Raw genomic sequence first — 24,920 nt, forward strand, 5'->3', positions numbered from 1 at the left:
CGACCGTGGGGGCAACTTCAGATGGCCGCGAGGTCAGGTCGACCGGACGCCGCCCTCTTGTCCTTCTTCGACTCCGGGCCAGGCGTCCTCGCCTCCGCGAGCAGGCTCCGCTCGCATCGTCCCCGAGCCCGTGAAGAGTGACGTGACGGAGCTCCGGCGCGAGCTTCCAGATGGCCTCCTCGACGCGAAGATAGAGCTGGACGTCGATCAGGATCTCGTCGATCGCCCCGCGCCGAAACCGAACGTTCTTGTCGTGCAGCGGCGTGTCTCGGAGTCGCTCGCGGGCTTCGCGGACGAGCGCCACCTCCCGCTTCCGGAGCTCGATCCCGCGTCGGCGGTCGAACGCTCCGCGCTCGATTTCGCACTGCACGACGATGAGCTCCCCACGAGGGTCGCCCTTGGCCATGAGCTCGTCACCGAAGACGAGCCGCTCTTCCAGACCGTCCGACACCACACTTCGTCCCATCGTCGCCGAAACCTCACGAGAACGGCAACGGTGTCACGCACGCGCCGCGACGTGGTATGCGAGCTCGCAGGGCGACAGGTTGCGCACGTTTGATGTCATTCGGAGGCGTCAGCTCCTCGGGGGCCTCGCGGGCGCGGCGCTCGGCGCGTGCGCGCCGCGGAGCACCGGACCATCCCGCGCGCCGTCGCGGGTCCGAACGATCCCCGAGACGACGTTTCGAGTCCGCACCGAGTACCCGTCGCTTCCACCGCTCCCCGACGAGGTCTACGCCGCGAGGCGGGCGGCGGCGCGTGAACGCGCTCGGAGCGCCGGCGCCGACGTCATCCTCGCGACGTCCGGCTCGGCGAACTTTGGATACCTCGCCGGCGCGGACTTCGGGCGAAGTGAGCGCCTCATCGCGCTCGTCTTGTCCGTCGTCGGCGACGCGGTCTTGCTCGCGCCTTCCTTCGAGCTCGCACGCGTTCAGAAGCGCGTCCGCGCGACGCCGCCTGCCTCGCTCATCCTTCGCGGCTGGGAGGAGAGCGAGGATCCGATCGCCAAGGTGCGAGACGCCATCGGCGAGCGGCGCGCGATCCTCCTCGAGCCGCACACGGACTACGCCGTGGCCGCCGCGGTGCATCGGGCTTTGGGCTCGCAGGCGACGCTCATCGACGGCTCGGGGGTGTTCGAAGAGCTCCGCGTCGTGAAGAGCGACGAAGAGATCGCGCGGATGCAGCGCGCGGTCGACATCACCGAGGACGCCTTCGCGGCCACGTTCGCGCGCCTCGTCGTGGGAATGCGGGAGCAAGACGTCGCGCGCATCGTGGAAGAGGAGCATCGGCTCCGAGGCGTGAGGGGCGGCGCGCTGGTCCAGTTCGGCCCGAGCGCCGCGTTCCCGCACGGGGCTCCGACGTCCGCGCCTCTCGCCAGCGCAACCCCAGTCCTGATCGACGGCGGCTGCTCCTTCCAGGATTGGCAATCGGACGTGACGCGCACGCGCTGGTTCGGCGACGAGCCGCCGTCACCGCGTTTCGTGACGCTCTACAACCTCGTGCACGACGCGCAGAGCGCGGCGATCGCGGCCGTCGCACCGGGTGTCCCTGCCCAGGCCATCGACCGGGCCGCCCGCGCCGTCATCGCGCGCGCCGGCTTCGGCCCGCAATTCACCCATCGCCTGGGCCACGGCATCGGGATGGACGGCCACGAACCCGTCTACATGGTCGAAGGCAATCCCCGTCCGCTCGAGCCCGGTCTCGTGTTCTCCGTCGAGCCTGGGATCTATATCCCGAACGAGCTCGGCGTTCGCCTCGAAGAGCAGGTCGCCTGCACGAGCACGGGAGCCCGCGTCCTATCGCAGAGGCCTCCTCGTCTATAGACCCGACTCCATTCACCCTCCATTCACCCAACCCCACGGCGAGGACGAGTGACTATAGGACCTCGACCGTGACCGCGGCCATGGTGACGTCTGGATGCCACTCGAAGTCGTCACTCGTCCGCTCGACCACCAGACGGAGGGCGGCGTCGGCGCGATGGCGAAGGAGCGCGTCGCGGAGCTCCTCCGCCGGATAGCGTTCCGTGATCCCGCGTGACGCCAGGAGGAAGAAGTCGCCGCGTTCGATCGGGTGCCGGCACACTGGTTCGTTGGGCACGCCCCTACCGGCGTGCAGCACTGGTTCGGTCCAGCCGCGCCGGTGCCGCAGAGCGCGGGTGGCGTGCACGTGTTCGGACACGTGACCAGCTGCCCGCAGTTGTTGTTCTCGACGACGCCGCATCTCCCGGCACACGTGGTCGCGGTGGACGCGGGACACAGCAGAATCCGCCGGTGCAAACGTCCCCGGATTGGCACGTGCACAGCACCTCTTCACCGCAGTTGTTCTGGATGCCGCCGCATTTTCAGCGCAGGTCATGCCGATCGGCTCGGTCGTGCACGCATCGGCGTGCACGTCGGCATCGGCGTCGACGCTGGCGTCCGCGACGGGCGAGCCCTCGTCGGACGCGTCGGTCGGCGTCGGCCGTATCGCGCCGTCTTCGCCCGTTGCTGCCGGCGCCGCGTTCGTCTCCTTCCAGTTTCCGGCCGACGCAGGCCGATGTAGATTCGTCCGCATGAGCAGGTCGGGCGCTTCCGAGCTCGGTGCCCCGCTGCCGCTCATTCAGAACCTCTCTCCGGTGGCCTCCGCGCCGCGCGATGTTCAAGACTTCCGCTCCGCGGGCACGCGCCTCGTCGCCCTCGACGCGCTCGGAGGGAAGACGCGGGTCCTGGCGTGGAGCGACCCGAGCAAGCCTCCCCTCAGCGTCTGCGAGGTCGACGGTCTCGCGACGCGACTGATCGCGGCTCCGAGGACCAATCAGGTCATCGCTCTGATCGCTCCCGAATGGCCATTCCTGGCGAATGGAAAGGCGCTTGGCGCGTCCGCGGACGAAGGCCACGCGGCCACCATGCTGAAGTTGCAAGCCATGGAGAGGCTGGGATCGTCGGCGTACCTCCTCCTCGTCGACCTCGAGAGCGGCAAGACGAGGACGATCGTCGAGAGCACGGCGAAGTTCGAGCTTGCCGACGTCGTCGCGGAGCCAGGTGGAGCTTCTCTTGCCATCTCTGGTTCCCGAAAAGTGAGCGGCCGGTCGGCCGGCTCCAGTGAATGGGTATGGGCGACGCGCGTGATCGACCTCGAGAACGGCGCGACGGTGGCGGAGCACGCCCTCCCGGACGAGGCGCTCTGCCCGCACTCATGGTCGTCGGATGGGCTCCTCCTCTACAGTCGCGTGGGGAGGCACCCAAACCGAAGAGGCTCTTTCGGGTTCGCGGCGGCTCGATCTCGCCGACCGAGGCAACGGGCCTGACGTCGCCGGACGGCGTCTACAGAGTCAGCCTGAACCGAGGGAAGCTGATCGTCTCCGGCAAGGGCGAGGAACGACGTGTCCCCGTCGAGCGCGCAGCCGCGAAGGCGATTCTCCGGAGCCTCGGCACTCTGCCATCGGGAAAGGTCGTCGAAGGCGGCGCCTGGTGGTGGGGCTCGCGCCGCTTGGTCCTCGGAGACCGTGACCCATTCGTCCTCGACGTCGTGTCGTTGGACCTCGTCCGCTTGTTGTGCCGCGCCGCAGACCTACCACCGCTCGGCGACGAATCGGGACGCTGGGTCGTCGCGCAGTGCGATTTGGAGCTCCAATGGGGCGAGATCGACGAGCGCGTGCCGTCGTGACCAGAACCTGAACAGCCACGGGCACGCTCACCGTAGCTACCGCTTCGCGATCGGCAGGACGAAGCTCGAAGGCAAGTAGCCGTCGGCGCCGGAGAGGTGGACGCGGCTGAAGCCGCCGTGCTCCTCGAGGATGCGGGCGCGGACGCCCTCCGGGATCGGGGCGACGCCGTCGATCGCGACGTGTTTTCCGTCGAGGAGGCGGGCGTTCGGGGCGACGACGATGCCCTCGCGGAGGTGGAGGCGCGCGTCGCGGGCCGCGTACGCGAGGACGGCGCCGGCGACGAGCAGCGCGCCCGCGATCGACGCCGACGTCGTGGCGGCGACCTTCGCGCGCGGCAGCTCCGCGAGGCGGCGCGCCACGATCGCGCCGGTCAGCACCGCCGCCATCACCGCGGCGAGGATCGCCCACGCGTTCTCGGGCAAGAGCTCCACGATCGAGCGGCCGAGGGAGAAGCCGGAGGCGATCTCGACGGGGTCGCCGGTGCGTGCGCGGCGGCGGGCGACCTCGGAGCGGACGCTCGCGAGCGCGTTCGTCGCGTCGTCCTCGAGGCGGCGGTCGAAGGTGAGCGCGCGCGCCTCCTCGAAGCCGTGCGCCGCGCGGCCGAGGTCGCCCGGCTGCTCGGCGCCGAGGCGCACGCGCGCGGCGTAGGCGAGCCCGCGATCGAAGCTGATGACCGCGTCGACGACGCCGCGATCGCCGAGCGCCTCGAGCTTCGCGATCGCCTCCGCCGGCTTGTCGGCCGCGAGCGCCTGCGTCGCGCCGCGGAAGAGCGCGGCGGGATCGGTCTGCTCGTCGCCCTCGTCGGCGGCGCCGGCGTGGGCGGGGAAGAGGACGAAGAGCGCGAGGACGAGCGCCGCGAGGGCGCGCTTCCACAGCGCGCGCATCGGCTCGATCTCGACGCCGCTCGGAGAGAAGCGCGCGTCCTCGCACGCGGCGACGACGGCGAGGACCTCCTTCGCCTTCGTCTCGTCCATCCCTGCGTCGGTGAGCTCGGAGAGCGCCGCGTCGCCGGAGGTGCCGCGCAGGTTCACGCCGTGCTTCGCGAGGACGTCGGCCTCGACCGCGCGCGCGATCGCGGCGGCCGCCTTCGCGCCGTCGTCGCCCTTCAGCGCGGACGTGGCCTCGGCGTGGCGGTCCTTCGCGATCTTCTCGGGTGAAGGGGTCGCGCTCGCGCGGCGCTCGCGGGCGCGACGGACCGCGTCGCCGAGCACGATCGCGATCGCGCAGGCGAACGGCGAGCCGAAGAGCGCGCCCCAGTAGACGGGGCGCTCGGTGATGAAGGACTCCGCGCGACGGCCCTCGAGCTCCGCGCGCGGCGCGGGCATGTTCGCGAGGACCGGCTCGTTCACGTCGGCCCCGCCGTCGCGGCCGTCGGACTTCGCGACCGAGAGGATGCCGAGCGCCGCGCGCGCCACGCTGTAGCCGCGCGTCCTCGGATCGAAGTAGGGCAGGCGGATCTCGCCGAGGTCGACCGCCCCTTCTTTGTGGACGCGCGCGACGTACGCGAAGGTCCGCGTGCCGCCGTAGAGGTCGTTGCTCGCGGGACCGAGCGCGTCGCGCGTCGAGGGCTCGAGCCACTCCACGCCCGCGATCTCCGGCATCGGGATCGTCGCCGGGATGTTGCCGGTGCCGCGCAGCTCCACCGTGACGCCGACCGCGCCGTGCTGCTCGAGCGAGCGCGGCGTGACCTGCGCCGAGAGCGAGAAGTCCCCCGTGTCGCCGAGCTGGAAGCCGGCCGGCCGGCCCTCTACCGGGGGCTCGATCACGTCGACGTAGAGCCGCTCGCTCTCGCGGAGACCGACGCGCACCTGCGGGAGCGAGAGCGACATCGGCGCGATCTCGAGGCGCCCCGTCTTGAGCGGGAAGAGCGCGCTCTTGCGCACGAGCTTCACGCTCCACACCTTGCCGCCGATGCTCGCGTTGCCGACGAGGACAGCGCGCGACTCGTCCTGCATGAGCGAGCGCTTCACGAAGTCGTTCGCGGTCGCCTCGTGGACGTCGGAGGGACGGCCCTGGCGCTGATGGAGGTCCTCGTAGAGGTAGACCGTGAGCGTGACCTGCTCGCCGACGACGACGCGCTGCTTGTCGATCGTCGCGTGGAGGAACGCGACCGGCGCGCGCTCGGCGGGGAGCGAGAGCTTCGGATCGGTCTGGATCGCGTTGAAAGGATCGTCGTCGTCGGGCGCGCCGAAGATGCCGCGGAACGGATCGAAGGGCGAGCCGCCGCCGAACGGATCGCGCGGCCGGCGCGGCCTCGCGTGCCCCTGGCCCGGCGCGACGACGACGACCCTCTGCGCCTGCCCGCTCACGCGACCGTTCCCGAACGCGACGGAGGCGGGGCCGATCGTGAAGGTCCCGAGCCGATCGGCGCGGAGGCGCCACTGCGTCGTGAGCCCGTGCTGCTCGCTCGCGCGCCCGTTCACGATCGACACCATGTGCGAAGGCGACGAGCCCGTGTCCACGAGCGTGAAGCCCTGGTGCTGCCCGATGCGCGGATCGCTCGGCTGCTCCTTCGTCCGCGACATCGCCTGCAGCGTGTAGACGACGGTGTCGCCGAGCCCGATCTCGGCCGCGTCGACGTTCGACGTCACGTCGAGGCTCTGCGCGAACGCGCGCGGCATCCCCGCGAGGAACACGACCGCGAAGGCGGCGAGGAACGCAGCGAGTTGCCGGAGCCACGTCATTTGTCGGCGGTGCCTTTCACCTTCCGCGCGCGCCCCTGCTTCTTGGCGGCCTCCTGCTGCACGGTGGGCGCGTTCTCGAGCTGGTCGAGGATGCGCTCGTCCTGGCTCTGGCGCGACGGGGGCGGAGGCGGCGGCGGGGGGCCGGCGTCCTTCGGGTCGTCCTTGTTCGGGTCGTCCTTCTTGTCGTCGCCGCCCGCGTCCTTGCCCGCGTCTTTGTTTTGGTCGTCTTTATCGTCTTTGCCGCCGTCCTTGTTTTTGTCGTCGTCCTTGCCGTCCCCGCCGTCCTGATCCTGCTTGTCGTTCCCGCCGTCCTCGTTCTGGTTCTCGCCGCCGCCGTCGCCGGGGCCGCTGTCGGGCGGGCTCGCGTCCTTCTTGTCCTCGATCCGCCGCAGCGCGACGGCGCGGTTCCACGCCGCGTCGCGGCCGATCGGGTCGACGTCCCAGGTGACCTGCGCGTCGGCGGCGGCGCCGATCGGCCCCGCGTCGCCCATCGCCGGGATCAGCTCGAGCGCCTTCTCGTAGGCGGTGACGGCCTCCTTGTAGGCGGCGGTCAAGAAGAGGAGGTTGCCCTCGAGGTAGCGCGCGCGCGCCCGCAGCGCGGCGGGCTGGGTCGCGTCCTCCGCGATCGCCCGCACGACGCGGAGCGCGCAGTCGACCTGCGACCCGCGCATCTTGGGGAGGTCCGGATCGAGGAAGCCGGCGTCGTTCTCCTCGTCGCCGAAGCGATGGCCGTACGCCTCCGCGATCTTGAAGAGCGCGAGCCCGAGGTCGAAGCTGCCGTTCGACTTGTCGCGCACCCGCGGCGGCGTGCCGATGTTGCCCTCCTGACAGCCGCCGGTCGCGAGGTAGTCCTGGAGGAGCTCCGCCGCGCTCCCGGCCTCGCCGGCGTCGTAGACACGCAGCGCCTCGTTCACCTGCGGCGACTCCCGATCGAAGGGTCGCGACGGGTCCCAGCCGCACGCCGCCACGACGGCGCAGGCGACGGCGACGAAGAAGAGGCGCCGGAACCGCGTCACGACTTCGCTCTTTTCTTCGAGAGGGGCGCTGCCCCTCTCGAGCTCTCCCCGCCGGGGGCCGGTCGCGCGGAGACGCGCTCTACGCCCCCGGACCCCCGGGAGGAGACGTCCCCGCGCTTCCTTTTTCCGGTGCTCCGCTTCTTTACCGGTGCGACCGCGGCGGTGCCGCCGACGAAGCCGAAGGCGAGGCGGGGGAGCGGAGCCTCGGGGACCATGCCCTCGATGAAGAGGAGGGCGATCGCGACGCCGAGGGGCCACATGTACTCCTCGTCGAACGCGATCTCGACGCGCTCGGCGAGCTCCTCGCGCATCATGCGCTTCAGGCCCTGCGCGATCTCGTCGATGCCGGTCTCGCCCTTCGCCGAGCGGACGATCGCGCCGCCGGTGGTCTCCGCGATGTCGGCGAGCTGCTTCTCGCCCTCCGCGCTCAGCGACGTCATCAGCGTCTCGCCGTTCTCGTCGCGGCGGAGGCCGGTCACGCGGCCGTCGGGGCCGACCTCCGGGACCGCCTCCGGCATGCGGCCGCCGATCTGCACCACGTCGATGCGCGTCTTGTCCTCCGCCGCCGCGCGCGCGACCGCGACGGGGTCGCCCTCGAGGTCCTCGCCGTCGGTGACGAGGACGATGACGCGGACGTGGTCCTTCGACTTCGGATCGCGCGCGAACACCTCGCGCGCGCGCTCGAGCGCGCGGCCGATCGCGGTGCCGCCGACCGGCATGTCGTTCGGCTCGAGCTGGCGGAAGAACTGCGCGATCGCGGCGGAGTCGCTCGTGAGCGGGAAGCTCATCGGCTCCCCCGCGAACGCGATCGCGCCGAAGCGCGCGCCCGGCAGCTCGCGGACGAGCTTGCCGATCTCCGCCTTCGCGCGCGCGATGCGGGAGGGCGCGACGTCGCGCGCGTACATGCTCTTCGAGAAGTCGAGGACGATGACGACGTCGAGGTTCGTCGCGGGGACGAGCTTGGTGCCGCGGCCCCACTGCGGGCGCGCGAGCGCGAGGAACGCGCACACCATCGCGACGACGAGGAGCACCCCCTTCAGCGCGCGCCGCCCCGAGGCGTCGAACGTCTCGAGCCGCGTCACGAGCTTCGGATCGCCGAACACCTTCGTCGCCCGCCCGCGCCGCACCGACGCGAGGATGAGCGACGCCGCGAACCCCCCCACGAGCGCGACGCACGCGATCGCGATCAAGAGGTACGGCATCAAGAGGAGGTCGTAGGCGAACCTCATGGGAACCTCCGCACGACGAGGAGGCGCACGAGCGCCTCGAGCGCGACGAGCGCGACCGCGGGGACGAGGATGAGCGAGAAGAGGTCCTCCATCGTCGAGCGCTGCTGCTCGAAGATCGTCTTCTCGAGCTTGTCGAGGATCGAGTGCATGCTCTGCTCGAGCCCCTTCTTGTCCGTCGCGATGAACGAGTCGCCGCCGGTGCTCGACGCCATCCGCTTCAAGAGCTCCGGGTTGGTCGGGAAGTGCTCGCGCACGTACTTCGGCTGGCCGAAGAGGTCGACGCCCTCTTGCACGTCGACGTCGTCGCCGTTGCCGATCTGCACGGTGAACACCTTCACGCCCTGCTCCTGCGCGAGGTGGGCGGCGTAGTCGGGCGCGATCGAGCCGGCGTTCGAGTCGCCGTCGGTGAGGAGGATGATCGCCTTCGAGCGCGCGGTGGAGCGGCGGAGGCGCGCGACGCCGGTGCCGACCGCGTCGCCGATCGCGGTGCCGGCGCCGTCGATGAGCCCGAGCTCCATCTTGCTGACGAGGGTGGAGAGGAGCGACTTGTCGAGCGTGGGCGGCGAGAGGATGTACGCGCTGCGCCCGAAGACGACGACGCCGATGCGGTCGTTCTTCCGCCGCGCGACGAAGTCGAGGATGACCTCCTTCGCCGTCTCGAGGCGCGTGAGGCGCTGCACCGGACGGCGCGGCGCGGCGCCGGGCGCGGCCGGCTCCGTCGCGTCGGCGTCCATGAGCGCCTTCATCGAATACGAGAGGTCGAGCACGACGACCATGTCGATGCCCTTCTCGTCCGCGTTCTCGCCGCGGAGCACGTTCTGCGGGCGCCCGAGCGCGAGGACGGCGAGCACGATCGCGGCGCCGCGGATCATCCCCGGCACGTCGCGCAGCTTCGTGCGGAAGCCGCGCGGACCGGTGAAGAGCGGCGCGATCGCGCCGATGCGCATGCGCGGCGTGCGCGCGTCGGCGCCGAGCGTGGTGCGCCACACCACGATCGCGCCGAGGACCACGCCGAGCGCCCCGAGCACCGGCAGCCGCGCCTCGGGCGGGAGCCACGCGAGCACGGGCACGGTCCAGATCGCGCTGAGCCACGCCTCCCCCCGCATCACCGCGGGGTAGACGAGGCCGAGCGCGACGAGCAGCAGCGTGCCGAAGACGATCGAGAGCGCACGGCCGACGCGGCTCACGAGTCACCCTCCTTCGGCGGCACGTAGTCGTCGGGTGGCGCGTACGGCGAGCGCTCTTCTTTCGGCGGCGCGGGCGGCGCGGCCTCGGTGTCGGGCGAGCGGAGGCCGGCGGCGGCGACGGGATCGTCGACCGCGAAGTCGGTCGCCGGCGTGCCGCCTTGCGAGAACGGCATCGTCCCGCGGACGATCGCCTCGCCGCTCGTGATCGAGCGCGCGCACTGCTCCGGGGTCGGGGTGAGGTTCGCGAACTTCACGAGGTCGGCGTCGCGCAGGAACGTCGCGATGCGCTCGATCGACATCCCCGGCGCGAACGCGACCGCGCCCGGCTCCGGGTCTTCGAAGCGGATGAAGCCGCCCGCGTTCTTCTTCAGCGCGGCGAGGATCTCGTCCGTCGTCGACTCGAGGCCGTCGAAGTCGAAGCGCGCGCCGAGGTAGCGCCGGAGCGCGTCGCTCGTACGATCGAAGTGCTCGCCGTAGCGCTCCGCTTCGAGGAGCCCCGCGTGACGCACGGCCTCGAGCTCCTCGAGCGCGACCTCCCACGGCGGGCGCGGCGGCGGCGGAGGCGGCACCGGGCGAGGGCGGTTCAGCCAGCGCCGGACGAGGAGCGCGATGATCGCGCCGGCCGCGAGCCCGAGCGCGCCCCAGAGGACCGCCTTCTTCATCGCGGTCCACTCTTCGCGCTGCGGGACGCCGGGCGGGTTTTCGCGCGGCATCGCGTCCGGCGTGTTCGCGGTCGGGTCCTCGACCAGGATCGTGTGCGGGTGCGTGCACAGCGTCGCGATCTCGCCGTTCGCGCGCGACACCGCGACGGGGAGGGGAGGGACGGCCATCACGTTGCGCCCCGGCTTCTCGGGGAGGAGCACGAGCGGCAGCTCGAGGTGCGTGACCGCGGTCCCCGACGCCGTGTCCTCCGCGTCGGACCAGAGGCGCGCGCCCGCGCCGGCGTCCTGCTCCGGCACGACGAAGCCGGCTTGCTTCAGCACCTTCTTCGCCTCGACCGCGCCGGAGAGATCGAGGCCGGAGGGGAGCACGCGCTCGCCCTTGCCGTGGCGCACCGTGATCGACAGCGTCGCCGCGTAGCCGCTGATGCCGCGCGCGGGGAACGTGTCCGTGACCGTCATCTTCTCCGCGCCCTTCGGCACGTGCTCGACGCAGCCGTACGTGGACTCGCCCGCGCCCGCGTCGGTCGCGTCGGCGGCGAAGGCGCGCGCGCTCACGAGGAGCAAGGCGAGGAGCAGCGAAGCGAAGAGCCTCACCGGATCCTCCGGGCGCGGCGGGCGAACAGATCGCGGATCGGCTTCACGAACGAGCCGCCGGTGTCGACCTCCACCGCGTCGATGCCGAGCTTGAGGAAGACCTGGCGCCGCGCCTCCTTGATCTTCTTCATCTCGGACTCGAAGTGCGCGCGGACGTACTTGTCCGACGTGTCGACGACGATCATCTCGCCGCTCTCGAGGTCCTCGAACGTCGCGAGGCCGACGTCGGGGAGCTCGAAGTCGCGCCTGTCGACGAGGACGACCGGGATCACGTCGTGCTTCGCGCTCGCGAGCGAGAGCGCGCGCTCCCACCCCGCGGCGAGGAAGTCGGAGACGATGAACGCGACCGAGCGCCGGCGCGACACGTGCGTGAGCGCCTCGAGGGCGGCCTTCAGATCGGTCTGCGCGCCGAGGTTGGGATATGGCGCGGCGGGGAACCGGTCGTTGGCGCGCTTCTTCGGCTTCTTCTGCGCGACCCGGTCCTCCGCGTGGCGCGCCCCGGCGGGCTGCGGCGCCTCGAATCCGAGGATCTCGCGGACGACGCGCATGACGTGTTTTTCGCCTTTTTTCGGCGGCACGATGCGCTCGACCTTGCTCGTGGAGAGGATGAGGCCGATGCGGTCGTTGTTGCGGATCGCGCTGAAGGCGAGGAGGGCGGCGACCTCGGAGGCGACGCGGGCCTTCGGGGCGCGCTGGGTGCCGAAGCGCTCCGAGGCGGAGAGGTCGACCGCGAGCATGACCGTCATCTCGCGCTCTTCCTGGAAGACCTTCACGAAGGTCTCGTTCATGCGCGCGGAGACGTTCCAGTCGATCGTGCGGATGTCGTCGCCGGGCTGGTACGGCCGCACCTCGCGGAAGGCGAGGCCCTGGCCCTTGAAGCTGGACTTGTACGTGCCCGAGAGCTGCTCGTTCGCGAGCCGCGCGGTGTGGATCTCGATCGTGCGGAGCGCCGCCAGGATCTCTCGGGGAATCATGCGCGGCGCTACGGGACTTCGACGACCTCGAACACGCGGCGGACGACCTGCTCGCTCGTCACCTCTTCGGCGTCGGCCTCGTAGGTGAGGACGACGCGGTGGCGGAGCACGTCGGGGCCGACCGCCTTCACGTCCTCGGGGGTGACGTAGCCGCGGTGGCGGAGGAACGCGTGCGCGCGCGCGGCGAGGTTCAGCGCGATGGAGGCGCGCGGGGAGGCGCCGAACTCGATGAGCGGCGCGAGGTCCTTGAGGCCGTGCTTCGACGGCTCGCGCGTCGCGAAGACGACGTCGACGATGTAGTCCTTCACCTTGTCGGCGACGTAGATCTGCCCGATCGTCTTCCGCGCCTCGACGAGCTCCTGCGGCGTGACGACGGACTCGGCGCTCACCGGGACCATCGAGGTCATGCGGTCCATGATCTTCCGCTCGTCCTCGCGCGAGGGATAGCCGACCTTGCACATGAGCATGAAGCGATCGACCTGCGCCTCGGGGAGGGGATAGGTGCCCTCCTGCTCGATCGGGTTCTGCGTCGCCATGACGATGAACGGCGACGGGAGCGGGTAGGTCCGATCGCCGATCGTGACCTGGCGCTCCTGCATCGCCTCGAGGAGGGCGCTCTGCACCTTCGCCGGCGCGCGGTTGATCTCGTCGGCGAGGACGAGGTTCGCGAAGATGGGGCCGAGCTTCGAGGTGAACTCGCCCTTCTGCTGGTTGTAGATGACGGTGCCGATGACGTCGGCGGGGAGGAGGTCGGGCGTGAACTGGATGCGCGCGAACTTCGCGCTGATCGCGTCGCACAGCGTGCGGACGGTGAGGGTCTTCGCGAGGCCGGGGACGCCTTCGAGGAGGACGTGCCCGCCGGTGAGCAGACCGATGAGGATCCGCTCGATCATGTAGGTCTGGCCGACGATGACCTTGCCGACCTCCGTCTGGATCCGGTCGACGAACGCGCTCTCCCGCGCGACGATTTCGTTGAGCTCCCGGGCGTCTACCATCGGCGGCTTCCTACCACGAACGGCGCTGCAGATGCAGCGCGGCCCGTGCAGAACCGACGCACCGTCGCGAGAATTCCCGGCGGCCGCTCGAGACTAGACGCGGGCGCGCTGCGAGATCGCGATGCCGCCCTTGGAGCCGACCGCGGCGCCGAGCGCGATCGCGGCCCACCAGTAGTTCTGGTCCGTCAGCTTGAGCGCGAGGATGCCCAGGAGGATGAGACCGATCCCAAGGAAAATTTCCGCGGTGCCGCGCTGCATGTGCCTGATTTACTCGAACCGGCCTGCATTTCCAACGATCTCGTGCGGCGGGGCTGACGGAGCGCCCGGCGGTGCTTACCGATGCTGCCCGATGACGCGCGACGCAGCGGCGGCCGCCGCTTTCCATTCCGCGACCGGCGGCCAAGGCCTCTCCGATCGCACGTGGCGCGACCTCGCGCTCGACGCCGTCTTCGCCCGCCTCGACCGCTGCGCGACCGCGATCGGAGCGCAGGTCCTCTACGCCCGCCTCCGCGGCGCGCCCGTGGCGAGCGAGCTCGATGCGGACGCGGAGATGCGGCGGTTCGATCGGCGGGTTCGCGCGTTCGGGGAGGTGGACGCGCGGCGGCGGTTCGAGCGGGCGGTGAAGCCGCTCGCGGCGGAGCGCTCGGCGGCGCTGGCGCCGGTCTTGTTTCGCGACGCGCCCGCGTTGCCGCGCGGCGCGCGGATGTTCCCGGTCGCGACCGCGCTCACGTTCGCCGCCGCCGTCGCGTCGGCGGTCTGGCCGCTCGCGCTCCTCGTCTTCGTCGGGCTCGTCCTCGGCAACATCGCGCTGCGGCTCCATCTTCATCCGTTCATGACCGCGCACGCCGACGCGCTCGCGACCGTGGCGTCGCTCGTCGCGGCAGCGGAGAAGGTCGCCGCGATCGACGCGCTCGGCGACGACGCGCGCACGCTCCGCGCCGCCGTCGCCGCCGTCGCGCCGTGGCGGCGATCGCTCACGTGGGCGACGCTCGACGCGCGCGGCCTCGACGAGGTCGCCGCGTCACTCATCGCCTACGTCAACGTGTTCTTCCTCGTCGACGTGAACGCGTTCGTCGCGTCGCTCCGCCTGCTGCGCGCGCGCGGCGCGGCGCTGCGCACGCTCTTCACCGTCGCCGGCGACCTCGACGCCGCGCGCGCGGTCGCGCTGTTCCGCGCGGAGAACGCGCACGCGGTCCCGTCGTTCCTGCCGCCGGGCGCGCCGATCGTCATGACCGCGATGCGCCATCCCCTCGTCGCCGGCGCCGTGCCGAACGACGTCCGGATCGACGCGCGCGGCTGGCTCGTCCTCGGCTCGAACGCGTCGGGAAAGTCGACGTGCCTGAAGGGGATCGCGCTCCAGGTCGTGCTCGCGCAGTCGATCGCGACGGTCACGTGCGAGCGCTACGCCGCCCCGCCGCTCCGCGTGCGCACGCTCATCCACGTCGAGGACGACGTCGAGGGCGGGCGGAGCCACTTCCAGGTCGAGGCCGAGGCGGTGCGCGACATGCTCTGCGAGGATGATGAATGTGATGAATACGACAAATGCGCGCACAAGGACCGGCTCTGCGTCGTCGACGAGCTGTTCCGCGGCACGAACACGGCGGAGCGCGTCGCGGCGGGCGCGGCGGTGCTGCGCGGCCTCCACCGTCGCGGCGCGCGCGTGCTCGCGGCGACGCACGACGACGAGCTGATCGCGCGCCTCGCCCGCGACTTCGATCCGTTCTACTTCGCCGAGCGCGTCGAGGGCGCCGCGCTCGCCTTCGACTATCTCCTCCGCGCCGGCCGCGCGGCGCCGAGGAACGCGATCGCGGTGCTGGAGCTCACCGGGGTGCCGGCCGACGTCATCGCCGACGCGAGGACTGAAAATCGCATGACGGGGGGATGACAACCCGCCGTGGCGACCTTACGGATGCGCGCGCTCGAGAGACCGATGGATGTACCCGCCACCGGCAGCCTCTACGTCGCTCGACGTGGAGAGGACCCGCACGATCGCGGAGTCAGTGACGAGTCCTGGTCGGGGCTCGGCATGGACGACGTGTTCGCGCGGCTCGATCGCTGCGCGACCGAGATCGGGCGGCAGACGCTCTATCGCCGCCTCCGCCGCGCGAGCGACGGGAGCGCCGCCGTCACCGCGGTCGATCGACGCGTGCGCGCGTTCGCCGCGGACGAGGCGCTGCGCGCGGGGTTCGCGGGCGCGGTGGCGCCGCTCGCGAGCGAAGGCGCGCTCGCGGGGCTCCTCTGGGGCGACGCCTGCGTCGAGCGAGGCGACGTCCTCGCGCCGATCGATCGCCTGCTCGCCGCCGCGCTCGCGGTCGCGGCGCTCGAGAGCGAGCGCGTCGCGGACGACCTCGACGCGCTGCGCCTCGCGCTCGTCGTCGCGGAGGAGTGGCGGCGCACGGTGGTGAAGGAGACGACGGCGACGCTCCTCGGCTTCGTCAAGGTCGTGTTCCGGCTCGACGTCGACGCCTTCGTCCTCACGCGCGAGCTCGAACGAGGCCGCCCCGCGCTGCGCCGCCTCGCGGAGATCATCGGCGAGCTCGACGTCGCGCAGGCCGTCGCCGGCTTCCGCGCCGAGAGCGCGGCGTGGTCGGTCCCCGCGATTGGCCGCCGCGGCGCGCCCCTCGTGATGACAGGGATGCGCGACCCGCTCGGCGCCGGCACCGCGGCCGACGACGTCCTCTTCGTCTTCGAGTCGAGCACCCATGACGAGACGACGCCGCTGAAGAGCATCGCGGTGCAGAGCATCCTCGCGCAGTCGATCGCGACGACGACGTGCGAGGGCTACGCCGCGCCGTTCGTCACCGAGGACGACTTCGTCACGCGCTGCGCGGCGCGACTTTCCCGCGTATCGTCGAACGATGACGCCGCCCTTCGATGAGCTCGTCGCCTTCGCCAACACGCTCGCGGACGCCGCGGGCGACGTGATCCGCCCCTGGTTCCGCGTCCGCCTCGACGTCGTCGACAAGGGCAGCGGCCGCGCGGGCTACGACCCCGTCACGGAGGCCGATCGTGAGGGCGAAGCGGCGATGCGCCGTCTCATCGCCGAGCGCTACCCGCTCCACGGCGTGATCGGCGAGGAGCACGGCGAAGAGCGCGGCGCCGATCCGCTCACGTGGGTGCTCGATCCGATCGACGGCACGCGCGCGTTCATCTGCGGGCAGACGCAATGGGGGATCCTCATCGCGCTCAACGACGGAGCGCGCCCGATCCTCGGCGTGCTCGATCAGCCCATCACGCGCGAGCGCTGGATCGGCGCCGGAGGCGAGACGCACCTCGTCACCGCGAGCGGCCGCGAGAAGCTCCGCACCCGCGCGTGCGAGTCGATCGCGACCGCGGTCCTGACGACGACCCACCCCACGGGCTACTTCACTCCCGCGGAGCAGGCCGCCTTCCAGGAGCTCGGCGACGCCGCGCGCATGACGCGCTTCGGCGGCGACTGCTACGCCTACGGTCTCCTCGCGATGGGCTTCGTCGACCTCATCGTCGAGGCGTCGCTCAAGCCGTGGGACGTGCAAGCTCTCGTCCCGATCGTCGAAGGCGCCGGCGGCATCATCACGACCTGGGACGGCGGCGACCCGCAACACGGCGGCCGCATCGTCGCGGCGGGCGACCCGCGCGTGCACACCGAAGCGCTCGCGGTGCTCCGCGGCGTCGCGTGATGCGCGGGCTCCGCGGCGTACGCGTGCTCAGCGGCGTGCGCGGGCGACGGTGCCGGGGCGCGCCGCGCGGGGCTGTTGCACCGTGACCGGGGCGTGAGGCTGCACCTCGAGCGGGGTGACGACGATGGGCTCGTGCTCGACCGCGCCGACGTCCAACCGCGCGTTGACCTCGCGGGCCGCGATGGCGTGGACCGTCGTGACGGGCACGTCGAGCTTCCACGAGACTCCGAACGCGACCGCGGTGACGATCGCGACCAAGGCCGCGGACGTGACGGCGAGGCGTGTGAGCGCGCGCGCGGCGCGGTGGCCGAAGCTGGGGCGCTCGTCCTCGATGTCCGCGATCGTGACCATGCGCGGGAGGACCGGCTCGCTGTAACGCGGAGCGAATCCGTAGTCCTCGCAGCTCTCGTATCGCGCGTAGCTCGCGGCGGGCTCGAAGCTCTCGAAGCTCTCGTAACTCGGGTACGGCGCGACGCGCGGGAGCATCGGCTCTGTCGACGAAAACGACGTCGACGGTTGCGAGATCGACTCGAAGGAGACGTCCACGCTGACGTCGTCGCCGTTCGAGCACTCCTCCGGCAGGGCCAGGAGCCCGGCGGGGGGCGTGACGAGCGTGATCGATGGAGCCGGCTCGTGCACGACAGCGACGACAGGCTTTCGCGGCTTGAGCGGCATCGTGAGATGCCCCCGTAGCAGCCTCCATGCCGTGTACAGCGTATGCGTAAGTTTGCACAATGAGTGGCATGGTGCCCCTCGGACCATGATCCAGTGGTGCAGCGCCGACCAGTTAGCGACAACCCACCTACGTTTGGCTACCCGCCGGTTGCGCTAATTGCGCAAGAGGAGCGCACGGACGTCTTATCTGCTCCCCACGGATCGCGCGAGCCCGTCGCCCGCGCGCGTCGCGGCGGTCTTCAAGGCGTACCGCGTCGGGGCGGGCGGTCAGGCCGAGTACGTCGGGTGCTTCAAGACGAGCACCTCCGGCGTCTACCGCGCGAACATCTCTGCGGCGTACACCCTCGCGACGACGGAGGGCTTCTACGAGTACGAAGGCGCCGTGAAGCACTACGCGAGCTGGGCGGACGTCGACTACTACGTCGTCGAGGGGACCGCCGCCATCCGCTGACGGCCGGAGCCTCAGCGCGCTCGCCACTCCGTGAGCGTCGCGTCGATCCACGACTTCGCGTGGTCGATGCGCTGGTAGTACTCGACCTGGTGGGTCGCGCCGTCGCCGTCGTTGTGGCATGACGCGGTGGCGACGATGACGTCGTCGCAGAGGAGCGGGCTGCCCGAGTCGCCTGCGTGCGCGAGAGCGTCGCCCCACGTCACGCGCACGGTGTTGCCGATCACGTCGTCGATGCGGCTCGTGCCGGATCGCTTTCGACGCTCCACCGCGCCGTGACGGCCGAAGCCCGCCGCGGTGCACGTCTCGCCGCGCGAAGGGGGCGCGCCGAACGGCACTGGATCGACGTTCGTGATCGGCTCGGCGAGGCGCAAGAGCGCGACGTCGCGGGTGGGGTTCGGACAGCCGAGCGGCGTCCACGACGGGTACGGCTTCTTCTCCGCGACCGCGTGCGCGCGCGTCGCGACCGGGGTCCCCTCCGTCGTCAGGAACGTCGTCGGCGCGCTCGTGATGCAGTGCGCGGCGGTGAGCACGACGTCCGGCGCGATGAGCGTGCCGGTGCAGTAACGGGAGCCAAATGTGACGAGGCCGACAGCGGGCATTCCGCTCTCGGCCTCACCTCCACGAATCGCTTGTGTCGTCGTGGTCTCGGGCGCCTCGGACGCGAGCGCGCACGCCGCCGGAGCAGCGAGCGCGATCAGGAGCGAGGAGGCGCGCTTCGGCAAGTCTCAGAGGTTGCCGGTCGCGGTCTCGAAGTCGATCGCGCGGATGTCGGCGCAGCTCGCCTCGGCCGGGATGCGGACCATCGTGACGATCGCGTCGCCGGTCGGCTTGTAGACGGGGGCCGCGCTGTCGAGGAGCTTGTACTCGGACGCGCTGCACTCGGTGCCGTTCTCGCGCTGACAGCCGAGGACGCGCTGGTCGATCGCGGGCTTGTTCGCGATGACGGCGACCGTGCCGCTGCCGTCGACGCGGTTGCAGGAGGTGATGGAGCCTTGCGTCGTGATGACCTGGCGGAACGCGGTGTAGACCTTGCTCGCGCGGGCGGAGAGGAACGCGTCGAGCGGCGGGTTCTTGTATTCTGCACCTGACGCGGTGTCGACCGAGACGCCGGGCTTGCCGTCGTTGTCGACGTCGAGCGTCTGGAGGAGCGCCGCGTTGGCCGGCCACGGATCCGTCGCCGGGTTCGCCATCGTCGCGCCGAGGACGGCGGCGGCCTGCTCGGCCTGGAACGAGGAGCCGACCTCGGTGCCCGAGAGCGTGCCGTTGATCGTGACCGTCGGGAGGACGCCGCTCTCCCAGAGCTCGTCCGGGAACGCGACGCCGTACTTCTCGCCGCCGAACGCGGGCGCCGAGAGGTAGTCCGGCGTGTGGACGCCGCAGAGCGTCGCCTCGTCGGTGACGGACGTGCCGTCCTGCGTGCGGTTCGACTTGAGCCAGTTCGTGATCGTGCCGGTGCCGCCCTGGACGACGAACGAGCCCGCCCACTGCACGGGCGTCTCGACCTTGATCGCCCACGTGCCGTTGGCGTCGCACGCGTTGAGGTTCGCCTGCGAGCCGGCCACCGGCTCATCGGACGTGTTCGCGCTGCACGCGGCGAGCGCCGCGGCGAGGCAGAGGAACGAGAGCGAGGTCGCGGTGCGGATGATCGACATGGGAGCCTCCAAGCAGGAGCGTCTGAGTAGCGCTTGGGGTGTGGGAGTCAAGGCTACACCGCCCGTCTTCAGGCCGAATTCCGGACATGTCGTGCATATGTCCAACTGCACTAAATCAGGGTGATTCTTGCGTTGTCCATGACGCGCCGAGACGTGCGCAAGTTGAGCATTCTTGATCGTACCTGGATCCAGAACAGGCCGAAAAAGCCTACAAAAGACGCCTTGTCGCATGACGTAGGTGCGCTAGTCCGTAAGGGGCCATGCGCCGCCTCCGTCTTCTCTTCGTCCTCGGCATCTGGTCGTTCGCAGGGTGCGCGAGCGAGGAGGCGAAAGAAGCGCGTCCGGCGGGACCGTCGCTCGGGCAGGAGATCTTCGGCGTCCTCTGCGATCGCGTCGGCGCGCACGCGCTCCGCGAGGACCTCACCGGCATCTCGTACCAGAACGTCTGCCACGGCGACGCGAGCACGGTCGATCAATCGAAGCTCGCGCCCGCGCCCGACGCCGCCGTGCGCGCGCGCTCCGTCGCGAAGGTCGAGGCGCTCGCGCGCCACAAGGTCGACATCATCGCCGCGCTCGAGACGGTGTTCCCGGACGACATCGTCGTCGGCAAGAACCTCGACGCGGCGGACCCCGTCGCGAGCTGCGACCCGGTGAGCTCGAAGACGCGGCGCGAACAGCTCCGCGGCCTCCTCTCGCGCCTGCTCCCGAAGGAGGGCGACGAGCTCGTCCCCGAGTCGAGCCGCGCCGCCGCGCGATCGATCGAGCCGCTCACGACGGAGCAAGGCGCGAGCGCCCGCGCGGCGATGATGCACCTCTCCGCGCGCCGCGGGTACATGCCGCCCGAGCTCGCGACCGGCCTCCTCGGCGCCGTCCTCACCGCGCCGCGCCTCCGCGACATGCTCGGCGCGACGATGCACCTCCTCGGCCCCGACGCCTCGCCGTACGACGCGCCCGGCACGAAGGGCAAAGGCTACGGCGCGCTCAAGCAGGTGCTCGCCGCGGTGCAGGAGGACATGCGCGAGCCGTTCGAGCAGGAGGCGCCGCTCACGCTCTCGACCGACGCGGCGGGCCGCCCGATCCTCTCGCGCCCGCGCACGACGCTCGAGCTCGCGCGCGCGGTGCTCCTCACCGAGCACCCCGTCTTCACGAACGGCCCGCCGCTGTGGGTCGTGAAGCGCGACTACCGCGGCATGGCCGTCGTCGCGAAGAAGGACGGCGCGCTCCCGGATGGCTTCGTCGACGGCGACGGCGACGGCCTCCCCGACCTCGACGCGCAGGGCCGCTTCAAGGGCAACGCGCCGGATCCATTCGTCGGCAGCGAGAAGAACCCGCTCTACGAATACGTCGACGCGCGCAGCACCGCCGCGTCCGCGCTCGTCCGTCACATCGCGCCGCTCGCCGATCCCGACAACGGCAACGAGGCCGTCTTCAACGCCGCCGAAGGCCTCGCGCCGCTGCTCAAGGAGCGCGAGGCCCTCCTCGATCTCGTCCACGCCGCCGGCCAGATGTCGGCCGACCCCGGCACCGACGACGCGCTCGCGCTCTTCGGCCAGCTCTTCGAGAAGGAGCCGGAGCTCATGGCGCGCGTCACGGGGGACCTCCTCGACGCGAAGGCGATCCTCGACGCGCACCCGGAGGCGAAGCTCCCTGACGGCTCCACCCTCTTCGACGACGTCCTCGACGTGATGCTGAAGTGGTCGGCGGAGCCGGGCCTCGTGGAGGACGTGCTCACCTCGATGGCGGACGAGCGCGCCGTCTACATCAAACAAGCCATCCCGGCGCAAATGCTCTATCGCGACCGGATTACCTACGATCCGAACGCGCTCTCCGGATTGCCGATCAACACCACGGCGGGGAAGGGCGCGTCGGCGCCGGAGACGCTGGTCGATCGCACGAAGCCGAACACGGGCTGGAACCGGTCCATCTTCCAGCGCTTCCTCTCGCTCCTCGCCGACACGAACGGCGTGACCTTCTGCAACAAGGAAGACGCGGTCCTCCACGGCTACATCAAGTCGCCCGTCACCGGCGAATACGTCTCCGCCGACCTCCCCCTCGAGGGCCCCGCCCCCGAGTGCGCGCTCATCAAGATCGACAACCTCTCGGTCTTTTATCTCCGCGCGATGATCGGCAAAGCGCCGCTCCAGTTCCGGCCCGCGTTCTTCAACCCGGAGGAGCCGAAGCCGCCCGTGCTGACGCCGGAGGTCCTCACGAAGTCGACCGGGATCGGCGGGTTCTGGGACGCGACCTTGGACGGCCGCGACCCGCGCGTCATCTACCCGCGCCCCGAGTTCCTCAATCGCCAGGTCTTCTATCAAATCGACCCGAACCTCGTCTGCACCGAGGCGAACAAGCACTCGACCGCCTGCGTCCTCAAGGACCTCCAGGGGATGCATATCCCGTCTTCGGCCTGCGCCGCGCGGCCGCCGATGCCCGATCCGTGGGCCGGCGACGACACCGTCATCGACAAGCCGCCCGTGGGCGCGACGATCTCCGGCCTCCGCTCCTGCACGGAGGGCCAATATATGGATCAGCGCAATCCGGATACCCTCTTTGCGCTCGAGTACAATCACGGTTACGAGGCCTTCGCGCCGCTGGTCGAGGTCTTCGTCAAGCACCAGAAGGAGCAGCTCCTCATCGACCTGATGATCGCGCTCGACAAGCACTGGAAGGTCCAGGGCGGCGTCGCGAGCGTGGAGCCGGCGCTCGGCGACATCCTGAAGTCGACCGACATCGTCGCGTCGCTCGGGAAGCTCGGCCGGGTCACGAACGGGATGAAGGTCGACCGCTGCATCGCGTCCGGCGACGCCGACTGCGCGAAGAAGGAGTCGGTCCCGGCGGTGCAGGTCCTCGCCGAGGGCATGCGCGCGATGATCGACCCCGCGCGCGCGGCCGCCTCCGGCGTCACCGATCGCAAGGGCGGGACGACGACGAAGTCGGGCAAGCCGATCTCGATCATGGGCCTCCTCCGCGACGCGATCAGCGCCGAAGAGGCGGTGCTCGCGAAGGACAAGACGCGCGAGAACAAGTGGCTCACCGCGCGCTCCCGCATCGTCGACGAGTTCCTCACCGTCGACGGCCGCGGCGACGAGGCGAAGTTCAGGGACCCGGGCGTCCCCCAGATCGCGCCCGTCATCATCGAGCTCCTCCGCGCGCAGCGCCTCGCGAAGTGCAAGGGCGATACCGCGTGCCCCGCCCTCCGCAAGGACCTCGCGCTCGACGTCGAGGAGACGCTGAAGGGCAACCTCGTCACGTCCGGCCTCGATCTCCTCGACGTGATCCTCCGCGACAAGGAGATGCGCGGCGAGCTCGGACGGATGACGAGCTACATGTTCCGCCAGGACGGCCCGCTCGGCGGCGACAAGGCGCAAGGCCCGTCCTCCACGCCCTTCGCGGGCAAGGCGCGCGGCCCCGGCGTCCTCGATCAGTCGATCGCCGCGCTCGTCGACGCGCTCGGCGCGATGGGCGACATGAAGGACGTCCGCGCGATGTACCCCGTCCTCGCGCACTCGCTCGACGACCTCGACCCGCAGCTGTCGCTCCTCTCGCGCCTCAACGCCCGCGCGTACGACGAGTACGGCAACGAGATCTGCGCGCGCGAGCTCGACCCCGAGGAGGCGATCCGGAACAGCCTCGCCCGCCTCTCGCTCCCGGTCTCGCCGCCCGGCCGCCCGACGCGCCCCGCGCTCCAGATCTTCCTCGAGGCGATCGCCGACGTGCACCGCGTCGACGCCGCCGAGGACGGCCCGCTCGATCCCGACGACTACGCGAACGTCTTCCAGAACGTGCACGAGCTCCTCACCGATCCCGAGAGCGGCCTCGAGCAGCTCTACGCCAGCGTGAAGAACGCGACGGAACGTTGAGCCCATCATGAAAGCGCTCCGGCTCCTCTTCGCCTTCACGGTCGTGGCGGGCCTGGAAGGAACGGCCCACGCCTCGGGCATGTACACGTCGGAGCGCGGCGTGCGGCCGCTCGCGCGCGGCGGGGCGTTCGTCGCCGGCGCGGACGACCTCGGCGCGATCACGTACAACCCGGCCGGTCTCTCCGACGCGCGCACCGCGCTCTTGCTCGATCTCGCGTGGGTCAACGTGTCGACGACGTTCACGCGCCGATCGATCGTCACCGACTCCGCCGGCAACCCCACCACGTTGACCTCGCCGCCGGTCGACGGCGCGACGCCCTTCCTCCCGATCCCGACCCTCGCCGGATCGTACTCGCCCGGCAACGGGATGTTCACGTTCGCGGCCGGCGTCCACGCGCCGTACGCGTCGCTCTCGAAGTACCCCGCGACGCTCGCCGACGGCCAGCCCGCGCCGTCGCGCTACTCGCTCGTCTCGCTCGAGGGCTCCGTCCTCGCGAACGTCGGCGCCTACGTCGCGTTCAAGCCGATCGAGGAGCTCCGCATCGGGGCCGGCTTCGAGGCGCTCGTCGGCGAGCTGCAGTCCGACCTCATCTTCAGCGCGAGCCCGCAGGATCGTCTCCTCGCCGCGCCCGAGTCGCCGGAGTACGACGCGCGGGCGAAGCTCAAGACGAAGCCGATCTTCGCGCCGAGCGCGCACTTCGGCGTCACCGCGGTGCCGCACCCGAACATCCGCCTCGGCGCCGCGTTCCACCTCCCGTACCGCATCGACGTCCCCGCGGAGCTCAACGTCACGCTCCCGCGCGCGGCCGCGTTCGACACCGCGAGCCAGACCGGCAATGGCGTGCGCGTGAAGACCGATCTGCCGGCGACGTTCCGCGCCGGCATCGAGGTGCGGCCGCTCCGCGACGTGCGGGTGGAGGCGGCGTACGTGCGCGAGTTCTGGAACGTGCATCGCTCGCTCGACATCACGCCGACGTCGCTCTCGTTCAGCGGCATCACCGGCTTCCCGAGCCCGTTCAACGTCCCGCCGGTGAGCATCCCGCGCAACTTCCAGGCGTCGAACAGCTTCCGCCTCGGCGGCGAGGTCACCGTCCTCCAGCGCGAGCGCGCGCCGGTCGGCCTCGATCTCCGCGGCGGCGTGAACTACGAGACGAGCGCGGTCCCCACCGACTACCAGACGCCGCTCACCACCGACCTGAGCCACGTCACGATCGGCATCGGCGCCGGCGTGCGCCCGATGCCGGGGCTTCGCATCGACGTGCTCTTCGCGCACCTCTTCGGCTTCAGCGAGGACGTCGACCCCGCCACCGCGAAGGTCTCCGCCGTCAACCCACTCCGCGGCAACCCCGTCACACCGGTCCCGATCAACGCCGGCAAGTACGAGCAGAGCGCCAACATCATCGGCCTCGGCGCGACGTACCAGTTTCAGTAGACTGGTAAGACGCCTCCTTCCGCCGGACCGTCCGAGGAGTCTTCGTGAAAGGCGACGTCTCTTTGCTGGTGTCGCCATTGTCGGAGTTCTTCCGGCACTTGGGTATGCATGTTCTAGTGAGAGTCGCCATGAAGGTAGCGGTTCTCCCGTCTTGACCGACGCTTCGTTGGCTCCTCACGACGCCCGTGGCGAACCTGAAGAACCGCG

The 24,920-nt window shown here is 70.8% G+C and carries 21 protein-coding genes; 9 read left to right on the top strand and 12 right to left on the bottom strand.

The window, feature by feature from the left end; all coding sequences use genetic code 11:
• The first annotated feature begins 130 nt into the window (after window positions 1-130).
• Together KF837_09745 and KF837_09750 are read left to right on the top strand one after the other, a co-directional pair.
• Window positions 131-559, top strand: coding sequence for a hypothetical protein (locus tag KF837_09745; GenBank protein ID MBX3227586.1), 429 nt, complete (start codon window positions 131-133; stop codon window positions 557-559).
• On the top strand, window positions 546-1,820 hold the full coding sequence (locus KF837_09750; protein MBX3227587.1) for an aminopeptidase P family protein: 1,275 nt from the start codon (window positions 546-548) through the stop codon (window positions 1,818-1,820). The genes KF837_09745 and KF837_09750 overlap by 14 nt, the downstream gene beginning before the upstream one ends.
• Window positions 1,821-1,872: 52 nt before the next feature.
• Here the strand turns inward: KF837_09750 and KF837_09755 are convergent, their stop codons facing one another.
• The gene (locus tag KF837_09755) at window positions 1,873-2,094 is read right to left on the bottom strand and encodes a hypothetical protein (GenBank protein MBX3227588.1); all 222 of its coding nucleotides are present in this window, start codon (window positions 2,092-2,094) and stop codon (window positions 1,873-1,875) included.
• A gap of 190 nt (window positions 2,095-2,284) precedes the next feature.
• Between KF837_09755 and KF837_09760 the strand changes: the two genes are divergently transcribed.
• Entirely contained in the window at window positions 2,285-3,283 is a 999-nt protein-coding gene (locus KF837_09760) for a hypothetical protein (protein MBX3227589.1), read from the top strand.
• Between the two features lie 395 nt (window positions 3,284-3,678).
• On the opposite strand, the gene KF837_09765 is transcribed toward KF837_09760, so the two are convergent.
• From KF837_09765 to KF837_09800, 8 genes are all read right to left on the bottom strand, one after another.
• Entirely contained in the window at window positions 3,679-6,327 is a 2,649-nt protein-coding gene (locus KF837_09765) for a BatD family protein (protein MBX3227590.1), read from the bottom strand.
• The gene (locus KF837_09770; GenBank protein ID MBX3227591.1) at window positions 6,324-7,343 is read right to left on the bottom strand and encodes a tetratricopeptide repeat protein; all 1,020 of its coding nucleotides are present in this window, start codon (window positions 7,341-7,343) and stop codon (window positions 6,324-6,326) included. The genes KF837_09765 and KF837_09770 overlap by 4 nt, the downstream gene beginning before the upstream one ends.
• Window positions 7,340-8,545 carry a VWA domain-containing protein gene (locus KF837_09775; GenBank protein MBX3227592.1) on the bottom strand — a complete coding sequence of 402 codons (1,206 nt, stop codon included), beginning with the start codon at window positions 8,543-8,545 and terminating at the stop codon, window positions 7,340-7,342. Before KF837_09775 ends, KF837_09770 begins: the two co-directional genes overlap by 4 nt.
• A gap of 23 nt (window positions 8,546-8,568) precedes the next feature.
• Window positions 8,569-9,678 carry a VWA domain-containing protein gene (locus KF837_09780; GenBank protein MBX3227593.1) on the bottom strand — a complete coding sequence of 370 codons (1,110 nt, stop codon included), beginning with the start codon at window positions 9,676-9,678 and terminating at the stop codon, window positions 8,569-8,571.
• A gap of 77 nt (window positions 9,679-9,755) precedes the next feature.
• Complete coding sequence (locus tag KF837_09785) at window positions 9,756-11,015, bottom strand: hypothetical protein (GenBank protein MBX3227594.1); 1,260 nt, start codon at window positions 11,013-11,015, stop codon at window positions 9,756-9,758.
• Window positions 11,012-11,989: a DUF58 domain-containing protein gene (locus tag KF837_09790; protein ID MBX3227595.1), complete on the bottom strand. Its 978-nt coding sequence runs from the start codon at window positions 11,987-11,989 to the stop codon at window positions 11,012-11,014. The genes KF837_09785 and KF837_09790 overlap by 4 nt, the downstream gene beginning before the upstream one ends.
• Window positions 11,990-11,997: 8 nt before the next feature.
• Complete coding sequence (locus KF837_09795; GenBank protein ID MBX3227596.1) at window positions 11,998-12,984, bottom strand: MoxR family ATPase; 987 nt, start codon at window positions 12,982-12,984, stop codon at window positions 11,998-12,000.
• Between the two features lie 93 nt (window positions 12,985-13,077).
• Window positions 13,078-13,242, bottom strand: coding sequence for a hypothetical protein (locus KF837_09800; protein MBX3227597.1), 165 nt, complete (start codon window positions 13,240-13,242; stop codon window positions 13,078-13,080).
• A 91-nt stretch (window positions 13,243-13,333) separates the two neighbouring features.
• Here KF837_09800 and KF837_09805 point away from each other — a divergent pair, with 91 nt between their 5' ends.
• From KF837_09805 to hisN, 3 genes are read left to right on the top strand one after another with little or no spacing between them, the layout of a single operon-like run.
• A complete protein-coding gene (locus tag KF837_09805) occupies window positions 13,334-14,869 on the top strand; it encodes a hypothetical protein (protein MBX3227598.1) in 1,536 nt (511 codons plus the stop codon).
• A 45-nt stretch (window positions 14,870-14,914) separates the two neighbouring features.
• On the top strand, window positions 14,915-15,862 hold the full coding sequence (locus KF837_09810; protein ID MBX3227599.1) for a hypothetical protein: 948 nt from the start codon (window positions 14,915-14,917) through the stop codon (window positions 15,860-15,862).
• The gene (hisN, locus tag KF837_09815) at window positions 15,843-16,643 is read left to right on the top strand and encodes a histidinol-phosphatase (protein MBX3227600.1); all 801 of its coding nucleotides are present in this window, start codon (window positions 15,843-15,845) and stop codon (window positions 16,641-16,643) included. Before KF837_09810 ends, hisN begins: the two co-directional genes overlap by 20 nt.
• 27 nt (window positions 16,644-16,670) lie before the next feature.
• Here hisN and KF837_09820 read toward each other — a convergent pair whose 3' ends face one another.
• Entirely contained in the window at window positions 16,671-17,318 is a 648-nt protein-coding gene (locus tag KF837_09820) for a hypothetical protein (protein MBX3227601.1), read from the bottom strand.
• A 157-nt stretch (window positions 17,319-17,475) separates the two neighbouring features.
• Between KF837_09820 and KF837_09825 the strand changes: the two genes are divergently transcribed.
• Window positions 17,476-17,769, top strand: coding sequence for a hypothetical protein (locus KF837_09825; GenBank protein ID MBX3227602.1), 294 nt, complete (start codon window positions 17,476-17,478; stop codon window positions 17,767-17,769).
• An 11-nt stretch (window positions 17,770-17,780) separates the two neighbouring features.
• On the opposite strand, the gene KF837_09830 is transcribed toward KF837_09825, so the two are convergent.
• Window positions 17,781-18,491 carry a S1 family peptidase gene (locus tag KF837_09830; protein MBX3227603.1) on the bottom strand — a complete coding sequence of 237 codons (711 nt, stop codon included), beginning with the start codon at window positions 18,489-18,491 and terminating at the stop codon, window positions 17,781-17,783.
• Between the two features lie 3 nt (window positions 18,492-18,494).
• On the bottom strand, window positions 18,495-19,421 hold the full coding sequence (locus KF837_09835) for a hypothetical protein (protein MBX3227604.1): 927 nt from the start codon (window positions 19,419-19,421) through the stop codon (window positions 18,495-18,497).
• A gap of 260 nt (window positions 19,422-19,681) precedes the next feature.
• On the opposite strand from KF837_09835, the gene KF837_09840 reads away from it, so the two are divergent.
• Together KF837_09840 and KF837_09845 are read left to right on the top strand one after the other, a co-directional pair.
• Window positions 19,682-23,281, top strand: a complete 3,600-nt coding sequence (locus tag KF837_09840) for a hypothetical protein (GenBank protein ID MBX3227605.1) — start codon at window positions 19,682-19,684, stop codon at window positions 23,279-23,281.
• A gap of 7 nt (window positions 23,282-23,288) precedes the next feature.
• A complete protein-coding gene (locus KF837_09845) occupies window positions 23,289-24,713 on the top strand; it encodes an outer membrane protein transport protein (GenBank protein ID MBX3227606.1) in 1,425 nt (474 codons plus the stop codon).
• The last annotated feature ends 207 nt before the right edge of the window (window positions 24,714-24,920 follow it).

The sequence above is a fragment of the Labilithrix sp. genome, assembly GCA_019637155.1.
Taxonomy (GTDB): domain Bacteria; phylum Myxococcota_A; class Polyangia; order Polyangiales; family Polyangiaceae; genus Labilithrix.

What these genes read in the sequence shown, in the direction of transcription:
- KF837_09765 (MBX3227590.1), bottom strand. Translation starts at nt 6,327, where the DNA reads ATGACGTGGCTCCGGCAACTCGCTGCGTTCCTCGCCGCCTTCGCGGTC.
- KF837_09775 (MBX3227592.1), bottom strand. Translation starts at nt 8,545, where the DNA reads ATGCCGTACCTCTTGATCGCGATCGCGTGCGTCGCGCTCGTGGGGGGG.
- KF837_09780 (MBX3227593.1), bottom strand. Translation starts at nt 9,678, where the DNA reads ATGCGGGGGGAGGCGTGGCTCAGCGCGATCTGGACCGTGCCCGTGCTC.
- KF837_09790 (MBX3227595.1), bottom strand. Translation starts at nt 11,989, where the DNA reads ATGATTCCCCGAGAGATCCTGGCGGCGCTCCGCACGATCGAGATCCAC.
- KF837_09795 (MBX3227596.1), bottom strand. Translation starts at nt 12,984, where the DNA reads ATGGTAGACGCCCGGGAGCTCAACGAAATCGTCGCGCGGGAGAGCGCG.
- KF837_09800 (MBX3227597.1), bottom strand. Translation starts at nt 13,242, where the DNA reads ATGCAGCGCGGCACCGCGGAAATTTTCCTTGGGATCGGTCTCATCCTC.
- KF837_09805 (MBX3227598.1), top strand. Translation starts at nt 13,334, where the DNA reads ATGACGCGCGACGCAGCGGCGGCCGCCGCTTTCCATTCCGCGACCGGC.
- KF837_09810 (MBX3227599.1), top strand. Translation starts at nt 14,915, where the DNA reads ATGGATGTACCCGCCACCGGCAGCCTCTACGTCGCTCGACGTGGAGAG.
- hisN (MBX3227600.1), top strand. Translation starts at nt 15,843, where the DNA reads ATGACGCCGCCCTTCGATGAGCTCGTCGCCTTCGCCAACACGCTCGCG.
- KF837_09820 (MBX3227601.1), bottom strand. Translation starts at nt 17,318, where the DNA reads ATGCCGCTCAAGCCGCGAAAGCCTGTCGTCGCTGTCGTGCACGAGCCG.
- KF837_09835 (MBX3227604.1), bottom strand. Translation starts at nt 19,421, where the DNA reads ATGTCGATCATCCGCACCGCGACCTCGCTCTCGTTCCTCTGCCTCGCC.
- KF837_09840 (MBX3227605.1), top strand. Translation starts at nt 19,682, where the DNA reads ATGCGCCGCCTCCGTCTTCTCTTCGTCCTCGGCATCTGGTCGTTCGCA.
- KF837_09845 (MBX3227606.1), top strand. Translation starts at nt 23,289, where the DNA reads ATGAAAGCGCTCCGGCTCCTCTTCGCCTTCACGGTCGTGGCGGGCCTG.